At 68.7% G+C, this 14,469-nt stretch carries 1 protein-coding gene (cut by a window edge); it reads left to right on the plus strand.

What is annotated here, in order from left to right:
• A protein-coding gene (locus KK141_RS09920) for an Ig-like domain-containing protein (RefSeq protein WP_214570554.1) crosses the window boundary here: on the plus strand, positions 1-14,469 show its 5' end (the start). The gene runs 23,427 nt beyond the window's last position; only the first 14,469 of its 37,896 coding nucleotides appear in the window; the start codon lies at positions 1-3; its stop codon lies off the right edge, out of view.

Genomic DNA, 14,469 nt, shown 5'->3' on the forward strand with positions numbered 1-14,469 from the left:
ATGGAACAGTCGCACGGCAACAGCAACGGCAAGCTCAACGAAACCTCCGCCGCGGAAGCGATCGACACCGCACCTGCTTCGAACACACCGGCCATCCGCTTCGAAGCGCTGGAACCGCGCGTGCTGCTGTCCGGCGACGTCAATCCCGCCGCGCTGTCCATCAACGGCGCGCTCGATGCGCCCGGCCAGCAGAAGCAGTACCAGTTCACCGTGCAGGACACCAAGCGCGTCGTCTTCGACAGCCTGACCAACCGCTCGGATCTCAACTGGACGCTGACCGGCCCGAACGGCACCGTGGTCAACGGCCGCCAGTTCTCCGACGACGGCAACAGCAGCAGCATGCCGGCGTTCGATCTCGGCAGCGGCACCTATACGCTGACCGTGGCCGGCTCCGCCGACGCTACCGGCAGCTATGCCATGCGCATCGTCGACGCCACCGCGGCCGCGAATCTCACGCCCGGCACGGCGGTGTCCGACACCCTGGTGCAGGGCAACGAGACCAGCGTCTATCGCTTCGACGCCAGCGCCGGCCAGCAATTCTTCTTCAAGAGCAACAGCGTCAGCGGCGGCTCCGCCTACTGGCGCCTGATCGATCCGTACGGCCGCCAGGTCGGTTCGCACTACAGCATCGGCAGCGACCCGGACACCTTCAGCGTGCCCAGCAGCGGCGAATACCTGCTGCTGGTGGAAGGCGCTTCGTACAACACCGCGCCGGTGAGCTACAGCTTCACGCTCAATCCGGTGGTCAATCCGCAGCTGCCGCTGACGTTGGACCAGGTCACCACCGCGGTGACCCAGCCCGGCCAGACCAACTACTACAGCTTCACCGTCAACGCCGACACCCAGATGGCGTTCGACGCACTGAGCAACAACTTCAACTGGGGCCTGAGCGGCCCCAACGGCGCCATCGTCGCGCCGCATAACCAGTCCGAAACCAGCAACGCCTTCGAACTGTCGGCCGGCACCTACACGCTGGCGGTGCGCGGCTACAACGACCAGGCGGGCAGCTATGCCTTCCGCATGCTCACCGATGCCTCCGCGCACACGCTGGCCGTCAACACGCCGATCAGCGGCACGCTGGACCAGCCCACCGGCTCGACCATCTACAAGGTGGCGCTGACCCAGGGCCAGAAGCTGTACCTGGGCAGCCAGTCGCCCACCGGCGGCACGGTCTACTGGCGGCTGCTCGATGCCTACGGCAACCAGGTGCAGAACAGCTACCTGGGTTCGGGCACGGCGCCGTTCACGGTGGCCTCGACCGGCACCTACTGGCTGATGCTGGACGGCTATATCTACAACTCGCCCACCGCGACCATCGGCTACAACTTCCAGCTCAACCAGGTGCCGGATCTCACCTCCGCGCTGAGCATCGGCACCGCGGTGAACGGTTCGATCCCACTGGCCGGCCAGTCGGCGGTGTATTCCTTCCATCTCGCCGCGGCCACGCAGCTGGCCTTCGATGCGCTGTCCAGCCGCAACGACATGCTGTGGTCGCTGACCGGCCCGCGCGGCCAGGAAGTCAGCAACCGCACACTGAATTCCTCCGACGGTAATTCGGGACAGAACATACTGGCGCTGCCGGCGGGCGACTACACGCTCACCGTGCAGGGTTCCGGCGCGGCCACCGGCGCGTTCGCCTTCAACCTGCTCGATCTCTCCACCGCCGCGGCGCTGGCGCAGGGCGCGCCGCTGTCCGGCACGCTGTCGCCGGGCAACAGCAGCACGGCTTATCAGTTCACCGCGGCGGCCGGCGACAGCGTCGCCGTGCATGCGGCCAGCGCCACCGGCGGCAGCGCGGTGTGGCGGATCGTCGACATGTTCGGCCGCACCGTCGGCAGCGGAAATCTGTCCGGCGACAGCGCGGCGGTGAGCCTGGCCAATGCGGGCAGCTACACGCTGTTGATCGAGGGCTATGTCGGCAACACCGCGCCGGTGAATTTCCAGGCGCGCCTGGACAACACCGGCAACACCGCCCCGGCACCGCTGCCGGCGGGCGATCCGCTCACGCTCGGCAGCGTCACCGCCGGCACCTTGGCGGCGTGGAACAGCACGCAGACCTATCGCTTCACGCTCGGCGCCACCACCCAGCTGCTGCTGGACGCGCAGCAGTCCGGCAACACCTACTGGAACCTGCAAGGTCCGCGCGGCACCGAATTCAACACTTGGGTTTCCAGCGGCGACCAGATCCTCACCCTGCCCGCCGGCGACTATGCGCTGACCCTGCAGGGCGCGCCGTCCAGCGGCTACAGCGCCGGCGCCTACGCCTTCAGCGCGGTGGACCTGTCCACCCTGCCGAACCTGCAGCTGGGCCAGCAGACCATCGCCCAGCGTTCGCCGGGCAGCGCCGCCGCGGGTTACCGCGTGCAGGCCAGTGCCGGGCAGACCCTGCTGCTCAATACCGACTACATCTCCGGCTACAGCCCGACCTGGCGCTTGGTCGGCCCGCAGGGACAGGTGCTGCAGGCGCAGTCCGGCGACAACCTCGGCACGCTGTTCCGCGTTCCGGCCGACGGCACCTACACGCTGCTGGACCTGGGTTACTACTACGACAGCTACGCCACCGACCGCGACACCTTCACCCTCAGCGCGACGGACACCAGCACCACGCCGCTGTCGTTCAACGACGTCGCGCACCTCACGCTGACCGGCCGCCAGTCGATCGCGCAGTACAGCTTCACCCTGGACCACGCGCAGACCGTGGTGCCGGACTTCCTCGCCGGCGCCAACGGCAATCCGTCCAACCTGCAATGGATGCTGCGCTCCACCGCCGGCACCATCGTCGGCTGGCAGTGGGCCAGCTACGACCAGGGCACCATGCAGCTGCTGCCGCCGGGGCAGTACACGCTGCTGTTCCGCAACAGCAACGACACGCCCACCGACCTGTCCTTCCGCGTGCTCGACCGCGGCGTCGCGCAGGAGCTGCAGCCCGGCACGCCGGTGCAGACCACCCTGGTCACCGACCAGACGCAAATCTTCCGTTTCAACGCCAGCGCGGGCGACCACTTCTACCTGCAGAGCGACCCCAGCTCGCAGAGCAACAATGCCGACTGGCGCATCCTGGCGCCGGGCGGCGCCGTCATCGCGTCGGGTTCGATCTACAACGGCTACGACAACGCCGACATCGCCGCGACCTATACCGGTGAGTACCTGCTGGTGGTCTCGCCCTACGTGGGCAACAGCGCACCGAAGTCGCAGCCGCTGAACTTCACCCTGGGCCTGCGCAGCGTGCAGAACGCCGCGCTCACGCTCGGCGCGGATACCGCCGGCGCGATCACCCAGCCCGGCCAGAGCATCCAGTACAGCTTCACTCTGGACGCGCCGACCGCGGTGCTGATGAACACGCCGGTCAACAACGGCTCCTACCTGCGCTGGAGCCTCACCGGCCCGCGCGGCTCGGAAGTGTCGCAGCGCGATTTCAGCTATTCGAGCCAGAACCTGCTCAACCTGCCCGCCGGCACCTATGTGCTGACCGTGGCCTATGGCGACCTCTCCACCGGCAATTTCCATTTCAGCCTGCTCAACCAGGCCGCCATGCCAGCGCTGGCGGCCGACACGCCGACCACCGCCTCGCTGCCGGCCGCCGGCCTGCCGGCGCCGTACCGCTTCGACGTGGCCGCCGACGGCGACTTCCGCATGGAAGGACCGCAGGACGGCAACTCCGAGCAGTGGCAGCTGCAGAACGCGCAAGGCCAGGTGATCGCCAGCGGCAACAGCAACTACGACAACGCCACGCCGTTCCACCTCGCCGCCGGCAGCTATGTGCTCAGCTGGCAGAACGCCTGGAACGCCAGCGCCGACCGCGCGGTGAACTTCGTGCTGCGCCACGTCGTCACCACGGTGCAGCCGCTGGTGCCGGGCACGCCGGCCACGGCCACCATCGCCACGCCGGGCCAGCGCTACGAGTACGACTTCGCGCTGGGCGCGCCGGGCGCGGTGCTGTTCCAGAGCCTGGCCCACCGCAGCGACCTGAGCTGGCAGCTGCAAGGCCCGCTCGGCAGCGTGGTCAACAGCGCGGCGATGGACGGCAGCGGCGACCTGCTGCTGCAGCTGGCCGCCGCGGGCAATTACCGGCTCACCGTCATCCCCAACGGCGCGGCCACCGGCGCCTTCGCCTTCAACCTGTTCGACTTCAACAGCACGGCGGCACTCAGCCTGGGCGCGGCGCAGACGGCGCGCATCGCACCGTCGGGCAGCAGCGTGCTCTACGCCGTGCAGGGTGCGGCGGGCGATTACCTCACGTTCCACTTCGACAGCATCACTGGCAGCGGCGCTTCCGCGCGCGTGCTCGATGCCAGCGGCAACGTGGTGCTCAACTTCGGCAATGTGGCCGCCGGCCAGGACCTGCTGTTCAAGCTGCCGCACGACGGCCGCTACCAGCTGCAGCTGAGCGGCAATGGCGATGGCGCCGAAACCGACATCGGCTACAGCGCCGCGCTGACCACGCCGGCGCATGCCGGCCTCGCGCTCGGCACCGACGTGCAGGGCCACAGCAGTGTGGCCGGGGTGCCGGACAGCTATGCCTTCGCCATCGCCGCGCCCGCCACCGTGCTGGTCGACGGCTTCGGCGATGCCGGCCAGCGCTGGAATATCCGCGCCGCCGACGGCAGCCTGGTGCAGACCGGCCACACCGGCACGGCATCCGCCTGCCTGCTCGGCCCGGGCACCTACACGCTGGAAGTGCTTGCCGACGATGCCTCGCAGCTCGGCGCCTACGGCGTGCGTATCGTCGACTTCGCCAGCGCGCTCGATCTCGCCATCGGTTCGTCCAGCGTCAGCGCCACCGACAGCCACGCCCTGCTCTACCGCCTCACCGCGGGCATGGACCAGTCGGCGATCCAGCTCGCCGTGAGCACGGCGCAGGCCAGCGGCGCCAGCATCCGCGTGTACGACGCCGGCGGCCAGCTGGTCGCTTCCGGCAGCGGCGCGCTCGCCTCCACCGTGATCGCGCAGAGCGTTGCCGCCGGCACGCAGCGTTATCTGGTGATCGACGGCGGCGCCGCCGACTACACCATCACCTCCAGCGAAACGCAGGCGCCGCCGGCGCCGCCGCTGGCCTGGGGCGGCTCGATCAGCGGCAGCTTCAACTTCGTCGGCGACAGCGCACGCTATCGGGTGACGATCGGCTACGCGCAGACCCTCGCCCTCGCCAACCTGCTGCGCGACCTCGGCTCGCACGGCGTGCACTGGCGCCTGACGCCGGCCGGAGCCTCCAGCGAAAACCCGTGGTCCGACGAAGACATGGGCGCCTACGCCGCGCTGCCCAATGCCGGCGACTACGTGCTGACCATCGCCGCCACCGCGGACCAGGCCAGCTACGCGTTCCAGACCGTCGACACCGCCACCGCCGCGGCCTTGCCCACCGGCACCGGCAACGGCCAGCTCGCCGCCGGCCAGGCGGCCCTGGTCTACCGCTACGAAGCGAACAGCTCCGGCGCGCTGCATATCGCGCTGGATTCCAGTGACGACAGCTCGCTGGCCTGGTCGCTGTACGACCTGGGCGGCAACCTGATCGCCTCCGGCGCGGCCGGCTCCGCGGTGGATACGCCCGTGCTGAGCACGGGTTCCTACCGCCTGCTGCTTGCACGCACCGGCAATACGGATGCCGCGTTCGCGCTGCATGTCGACGCGGTGGCGCCACCGGTCGCGCAGCCCGGCGACAACCTCGTCGGCAGCACCGATCCGGTCACCGGCTTCTCGGTCTACCGCATCACGCTCGACCGCGACATGCGCGTGCTGCTGCATAACCTGGGTTCCGACGGCGGCATCCAGTGGGGCCTGACGCCGATCGGCGGCGAGCCTGCGCTGGAGTGGCTGCAGAACAACAACCCGGGTTCGCTGGACGTGGAAAACAGCGCACCCTCGCTGCAGCAGCTCACCGACGGCAGCTACGAGCTGTGGATCCGCAGCGACAGCCCGGGCGCGCATTACGCCCTGCAGCTGCTCGATCTGTCCGACACGCCGGCCCTGCCTGCCGGCAGCGTGCAAGGCAACATCGCCGGCGGCGCGGCCGCCGTGGCGTACCACTTCACGCTGGCCACGCCGAGCGCGCTGCACCTGGCGTTCGGCCTGGCCGACACCTCGTCGCTGCGCTGGAGCCTGTTCGACACCTACGGCAACCTGATCGCGCAGGCCGTCGACGGCAGCGACACCGACCTGGCCACCCTGGCCAGCGGCGATTACGTGCTGGTGCTGAAGGGCCAGGATCCGAACGGCGCGGACGTCGCTTACACGCTGGCGCAGAGTGCCGCCACGCTGCCGCAGATCCAGCCGGGCCAGTACATCGGCGGCACGCTGAGCGGCAATCCGAACAACCCCCAGGGTTACCGCTTCAGCCTCGATCATGCCGCCAGCTTCCTGCTGAGCCGGCTGGTCGACGGCGGCAACATCCAGTACAGCATCTACTACAACGGCTACCCGTACGACGCGCACGTCCAGGGCGACCGCTATTTCCTTGCACCGGGCGACTACGACATCCGTGTCGCCGGCAACTGGAGCGGCGAGAGCTACGCCTTCGCGCTGACCGACCTGTCGCAGGCGCCGTCGCTCGACGCCACCGGCAGCGTGCAAGCGCAGTTCGACGCCAGCCATACCGCCACGGCCTACACGTTCACCAGCGACGGCCAGTCCACCTACGACTTCGGCATCTCTGGCGGCGATGAGGCGATCGGCCTCGAGTGGGTGCTCTACAACGAAAACGGCTACACGGTCAGCTCCGGCAGCAGCGGCTTCGATCGCCAGCAGCTGTCCTCCGGCACCTACACCCTGCTCGTCTACCCCGACACCATCGGCAGCACCGACCCGATTCCCTATACGGTCAAGGGCGCACCGGTCGCCGTGCCGGTGTACGCGCTGACGCCCGGCGCCGACCAGCCGATCGTGCTGGACGATGCGGGCAACTACCACGCCGACTACAGCTTCAGCCTCGATGCGCCCGGCCGCTTTATCGCGGCGGCGAGCAACCTGCCGAACCAGTCGATCTATTTCAACATCGTCGACGCCACCGGCCAGGTATGGAGCAACGGCGACGTCTACCTGCCGAACGGCCAGACCACCCTGCTTCAGCTGCCCAAGGGCAACTACACGCTGCGCATGTACAGCTACGGCCCGGTCGCCGCCGACGGCGATGCGGCGCCGAGCTTCCGCCTGATCGATGTGGACGCCGCGGCGGACCTGTCGCCCGGCACCACCGCCAGCGCCGACCTCGCCGACACTTCCGGCGCGCAGGTGTGGCATTTCACCGGCCATGCGGGCGACAGCATCGGCCTGACGCTGCAGGCCAGCAGCACCAGCATCGGTTCGCCGCAGGCGCTGTGGTACCTGTTCGCGCCCGATGGCAGCGTCATCTCCTCGGGCTGGGTCGGCACCGGCCTCGCCCAGCTCAACCTGGACCTGTCGGCCACCGGCAACTATGCGCTGGTGCTGTCCCATGCCAACGGCCCGCTGACGATCACCGCCGGCAATACGCTCACCAGCCATATCGATCCGCCGGTGCTGCCGACCGCGCCGCTCACGCTGGGCCAGGCCAGCACCGTCACGCTGACCAACAACGACGCGCGCGCCTATACCTTCACTCTCGATCAGGACTCGCTGGTCTCGGTCAACGGCTCGGCCACCACCTGGGGCATCCAGTGGCGCCTGCTCGATGCCAACGGCCAGGTGCTGTCCGGCAACTTCCCCGGCTATGAAGGCAGCTTCACCCAGCCCCAGCGGCTGGCGGCGGGCGACTACACGCTGGAGATCGACGCCTCGCTCGACGGCTCGGCGGATCTCAACTTCAGCGTCGCCACGCAGGCGCAGGCCACCGTCGCCGATGGCCCGCTCGCGGCGCCGGCGGTGCTCGGCCTGTACGGCTTCAAGGTCAAGGCCGGGCAGGACTACTACATCACCGGCGCTTCCGGCAGCCAGGTGCAGCTCTACGACGCCAGCCTGAATACGCAGGGCTCGTACTGGTTCAACAACAACAGCGACTACTACGTGGTGCACGCCGACAGCGACGGCACCTGGTACGCCGCGCTTACCAACACCTACTTGAACGACAACACGGCCACCGCGCTGCGCATCGCGGCGCCCACGCCGCTGGTGTCGGGCCAGAGCCTGGCAGACACGCTGCCGGCCGAAGGCGGCGTGAAGTTCTACAGCATCGACGTGGACCACGACCAGGTCATCAGCCTGTGGATGCCCAGCTACAGCGACGGTGTCTCCGCCGAATTCCAGGTGCCGGGCCGCAACTACCAGCTCAACAACAACGGCTACTACACGCTGTTCCTGCCCAAGGGCCACTACGTCATTCCCGTCACCAGCCAGGGCAACGGCGGTGGCGGCGGCGAGTCCTTCGCCGCGGCGATGAGCGAAGACGCCGGCGCCAACCCCGGCGACGCCAGCTACACGCTGATGTTCCAGAGCTTCGCCGACGCCACCGCGCTGCCGCTGGATACGCCGGCCACCGTGACGCTCAATCCCGGCCAGCTGCAGACCTACGCCTTCCAGGCGCAGGCCGGTCAGCGCCTGCGCTTCGTGCCGCAGGCCGGCAGCACCGGCGACGGCGCGTGGGAGATCTTCGACGCGCAGGGCCAGAACGTGTGGAGCGACAGCTCCTCCAGCAACGACGCGCTGCCGGTGTTCGCCAGCAGCGGCACTTATTACCTGGTGTGGTCCGCCACCGGCGACGCCGCCGGTCCGGCCAGCTACGGCTTTGCGCTGGACAGCACGCAGCCGGCCGCGAACGGCACGGCGCAGATCGGCGACATCTTGCAGATCGACACCCAAGGTGCGTCCGACACGGTCTACTACGACATCAACGTCGCGGCGCCCACGCGCCTGCTGCTCGACGCGCTCGCCAACACCGGCGCGGGCTACGACTGGCAGCTCACGCAGAACGAAAACTATCTCGGCTGGGGCACGTGGGTGCCCGGCAACGCCGCGGTGCAAGGCATCACCCTCGCCGCCGGCAGCTACCGCCTGACCCTGCGCGCCAAGGGCGCCGATGCCAGCCACTTGTCGCTCGCGCTGATCGACGCCGCGGCCGCCGCACCGCTGCCGCTCGATGCACCGCTCAACGACAGCATCGCCCCGGGCCAGGCCAAGGCCTACGCCTTCGACGGCCATGCGGGCGACACCTTGCACGTGGCGTCGCTGGATCACGGCACGCTCAGCGGCCAGTGGATCCTGCTCGACCCGAACGGCAACATCGCCGCCAGCGGCGACCTGGCCAGCGCCACCGACGTGGCGCTGAATGCGAACGGCCAGTACGTGCTGCTGTACCAGGCCGATGCCGGCAGCGACACCACGCCGGTGGCATTCCAGTTCGAACTGAGCCACGTGCTGGTGCAGCTCGGCGACGTGCTGCGCCCCACCGGCCCGAGCACGTACAGCTTCCATCTCGACCGCGCCACCCACCTGCTGCTGGACCTGGGCTATCTCAGCAACGACGGCTACCTCAACTGGCACATCGCGCAGCATGGCCAGACGGTGTTCAACAGCCAGGATGACGCCGCCCAGCCCGATACCGCCTTCGACCTGGAAGGCGGCGACTACCAGCTGGTCATCGACAGCATGCCGTACGGCTTCGACAACGCGCGCCTGCGCCTGCTGGACCTGGACACCGCCACCGCGCTGACCACCGGCACCGCGACCACCGGCAACACCGTCGCCGGCAATGCCGAGCTGTTCCGCTTCGACGCCAACAGCGGCGACACCGTCACGCTGGACAGCAGCGACAACTTCAGCTGGACGCTGTACGACGAGTTCGGCCACTACCTGCAGCAGGTGCAGGGCGCCGGCAGCATCGCCAACCTGCCGCGCACCGGCAGCTATTACCTGGTGCGCGAGACGGAAGACGACGGCAGCGCCACCGCACAGAGTTACGACTTCACGCTCACCACCTCGCACCTGCTGCCGGCGCTGCCGCTCGGCAGCGCCGTGCAGGGCCTGCTGCAGAACGGCAGCCTGGCTTATCAGCTGCAGGCGACCCAGGCCACCTCGCTGTGGGTGACCATGCCGTCCGAACAGAACGTGCGCATGGACGTCTACGACGGCCAGGGCACCCTGCTGTATGCCTTCGATCCGTACAACGCCAACCGCGCGCTGATCCTGCCGGGTGCGGGCAATTACACCTTCCGTTTCGTCGATCTCAACGGCAATGCCGGCACGCGTTCGATCAACTTCAACGTGCTGGATCTGTCCACCGTGCCGTCGGTGCTGCCGGACGTGCTGACCACCGGCACCTATACGCCCAGCAACGGCCCGCAGGTGTTCAAGCTCAGCCTGGCCCAGGCCAGCGAGTTCTGGTTCGACCCGATCAACACCACCGGCCAGCAGAGCTATCTGAACTGGCACCTGGTCTCGCCTTACGGCAGCCCGGTCGCTTCCGGCTCGATGTACTACCAGAGCGGCGCGCTGCCGCTGGCGGCCGGCAACTACTACCTGGTGATCGACAACCCCGGCTACGTGCCGTGGAGCACGGTCAACTACAGCTTCGCCATCAAGGCCGGCTATACCGCGCTGCAGCCCAACACCGTCGTCACCGGCACCGCGCCGGCCTCCGGCGTGCCGCTGCAGTACACGCTGCACCTGGACCACGATTCGGTAGTGGCGTTCGACGCGCTCAACCTGCCCAACGGCGCTTACTGGAAGCTGACCAACGCCAGCGGCTCGCAGGTGTTCTACCAGCAGATGGGCTACACCTACTCGTACAACTACAGCTACGACTTCAACGGCCTGCTCGCCACCGGCGACTACCTGCTGACGGTGTGGAGCAACAACAGCAGCGCCAACCCCTTCAGCTTCCGCATGCTCGACGCCGCGCATGCCACGGCGGTGACGCCCGGCACGCCGGTCAGCACCACCATGGACGTCGCCGGCGGCCTGCAGCTGTACAGCTTCGACGTGGAGGCCGGCGCGCATTACTTCCTCGACGCGCTGCAGGGCCTGAGCTCCACCAGCAGCGGCTACGTACCGACCTGGACCCTGCTCGATCCGCAGGGCCGCACCGTGTTCTACCAGCAGAGCATGGGCAACGATTACGGCACCTGGAACGGCAGCAACTACACCTACCAGTTCAACGGCAGCGGCATCGACCTGGGCCACCTGCTGGTCGGCGGCCGCTACACCCTGGTGCTGGCCAACTCCAGCTACAACAGCGGCGGCAACGTCACGCCGAACGTTTCCTTCAACGTGGTGCGCGTGCCTGACACGCCGGTCACCGTGCTGGACACCCTGGTGGTCACCCCGGCACCCGACCTCACCGTCACCTCGGTGAACGTGTCGCCCGCCGGCCCCCTGCAGACCGGCCAGATGGTCGACGTGCAATGGGTGGTCGCCAACCAGGGCGTGCTGCCGACCAGCGGCAACTGGAACGACCGCATCGTCATCCGCAACGTCGCCACTGGCGTGATCCTGGCCGACATCAGCGTGCCGTACGACGCCTCCGACGCGGCCAACGGCCCGATCGGCGTGGGCGATGCGCGCACGCGCCACCAGCAGATCCGCCTGCCGGACGGCTCCTACGCCGCCGGCACCATCAGCATCACCGTGCTCACCGACGCGGACAACGTGGTCAAGGAGAGCAACAGCGCCGGCAATGCGGAAAGCAACAACGCCGCCAGCATCACCGCCACGGTGCAGCTGTCGCCGTATGCCGACCTCACCGTGCAGGACCTCAGCCTGCAGCCGTCGAGCGCGTTCCAGCCGGGCCAGACCGTCAACGTGAGCTGGAGCGTCGGCAACCAGGGCAATGTCGCCGTGGCGCAGCCGTGGAGCGAAACGCTGGAGGTGCGCAACCTGTCCACCGGCAAGGTGGTCGCCACCGTCACCCTGCGTGATCTGCTCGACAACGGCCCGCTCGCCGCCGGCGCCACGCGCCAGCGCAATGCCAGCTTCACCTGGCCGACCGGCGTGGATGCCTCCGGCAACTTCGCCATCCGCGTGATCGCCGACAGCCTGGGCGAGATTCCCGAGGCCAATGCCAATGGCACCGGCGAGAGCAACAACGTCGCCGAGGTCGACCAGGCGGTCGGCCCCGACATGCAGGTGCAGAACCTGCAGGTGGTCAGCACCACCATCCAGGCCGGCGGCCTGGTCACCATCACCTGGGAAGACTGGAACCAGGGCGCCAGCGCCACCGGCACCGCGTTCAACGACCGCATCACGGTGAGCCGCGTCGACAACGGCATGAGCGTGCTCGACACCAGCCTGGTGTACGACCCCACCGCGCTGGTCAACGGCCAGGTCAACGGCCCGATCGGCCCCGGCGAGCATCGCCTGCGCAGCTTCACCTTCCGCCTGCCGGACGGCCTCAAGGGCACCGGAAACTTAAGCATCACCGTCACCGCCGACCAGAACGCGGCCGGCGTGGGCGTGCTCTACGAAACCAATCTCACCCACGACGCGGAGAGCAACAACAGCGCCGCCACCGCGGTGGTCTCCGCCGCCGTGCCGTACGCGGATCTGCGCGTGGACAGCATCACCACGCCGCCGAACGCGATCGGCGGCCAGCCGGTGACGGTCAGCTGGACCGTGGCCAACCATGGCCAGGCGCCGACCAGCGATGCCTGGTCCGACGAGATCGTGCTGAGCTCCGACGCCATCATCGGCAACGCCGACGACATCGTGATCGGCACGGTACGCCGCAACGGCGCGCTGGCGGTCGGCGACAGCTATACGCAGACCGCCACGCTCAACCTGCCCCTGCTCAACGACGGCCACTACTACCTGGCCGTGCGCGCCGACGGCCAGAACGAAGTGCTGGAACCGGATACGCGCGGCAACAACGCCAGCGTGGCCAAGCCGATCACCGTGGCCGCGGCGTATGCGGACCTGGGCGTGGTGTCGGTGAGCGCGCCCACCACCGCGCTCAGCGGCGAGAACGTGCAGGTGAGCTGGACGGTGTCCAACACCGGCAATGCGCCGACCAACCTGGCGCTGTGGAACGACCGCGTGGTGCTGTCGCGCACCGGCGTGCCCTCGGCCGACGACATCGTGCTGGCCGGCTCGGTCACGCATGCCGGCGTGCTCGCCAACGGCGGCGCCACCTATACCGCCACCGCGACGCTGACCCTGCCGCGCGACCTGGTGGGCGACTACTACATCCTGGTCACCACCAACCTCAACAACACCGTCACCGAGAACGGCCACACCGGCAACAACGCCGGCGCCACCACGGTGCCGCTGCACATCACCCTGGCGCCTTCGGCCAACCTCACCGTCAGCGACGTCAGCGGCCCGGCCGCGGTGCGTCCGGGCGATGCGGTGAGCGTGAGCTATACCGCGCACAACACCGGCACCGGCGACGCCACCGGCGTGTGGCGCGACCGCGTGTATCTGGACGACGGCCAGGGCCACCAGATCGAAGTGGCCAACCAGTTCTTCACCGGCGGCCTCGCCGCCGGCGCCAGCGCGGCGCGCAGCATCGCCTTCACCCTGCCCGCCGGCTTCACCGAGGGCACGTACACCTTCGTGGTGCGCACCGACACCGACAACACGGTGTACGAGCGCGACGGCGAGAACGACAACGGCGCCTCCGCCGCCACGCCGGTGGTGGTGGCGCGTCCGGATCTTTCGGTCAGCAAGGTCAGTGGCCCGACGCTGGTGCTGTCCGGCAGCAACCTGCACGTGCAGTGGACGGTGACCAACAACGGCGGCATCGCCAGCGGCAACTGGCTCGACCGCGTCTACCTGTCGCACAACGGCACGCTGACCCAGGTCGCCGAGCTGGCGCACAGCGGCCCGCTCGCCACCAGCGGCAGCTACGACGCCGCGGCCGATATCCAGCTGCCGCTGGATGCCAGCGGCGACTACGAGATCGTGGTGGTCACCGACGCGGCCAGCGCCATCGACGACCACAGCCGCGCCAACAACACCGCGCAGCAGGACCTCACCGTGCAGCTGGCGCCCTATGCCGACCTTGCGGTGAGCGCCGTGCAGGCGCCGTCCACGCTGATCGCCGACCCGGCCACCATCGACGTGAGCTGGACGGTCAGCAACAACGGCACCGGCGCGGGCAGCACGTCGCAGTGGGTGGATCGGGTGATCCTGTCCACCGACGGCGTGCTCGGCAACGGCGACGACCGCGTGATCGGCGAAGTCGCGCACAACGGCGCGCTCGCCGCGGGCGCCAGCTACAACGGCGCGCTCAGCGTGATGCTGCCGCCGGGCACCACCGGCCGCTACAAGCTGTTCGTGGTGACCGACGCCACGCATCAGGTGTTCGAGAACGGCAACACCGCCAACGACACGGCCCTGCTCGGCCACAACGTCGACGTGATGCCCAAGCCGTACGCCGATCTGCAGGTGGACTCCGTCTCCACCCAGGGCACCCCGGTCAGCGGCCAGCCGCTGACCCTGACCTGGACGGTGAGCAACCAGGGCATCGGCATCACCGACAGCTCGGAGTGGTCGGACCAGGTGTGGCTGAGCGCCAACCCGGACGGCACCGGCGTGATCGCGCAGTTCGGCAGCGCCAGCCATATCGGC

Origin of the sequence: Dyella sp. LX-66 (assembly GCF_018599165.1) — a bacterium.
Taxonomy (GTDB): Bacteria; Pseudomonadota; Gammaproteobacteria; order Xanthomonadales; family Rhodanobacteraceae; genus Dyella_D; species Dyella_D marensis.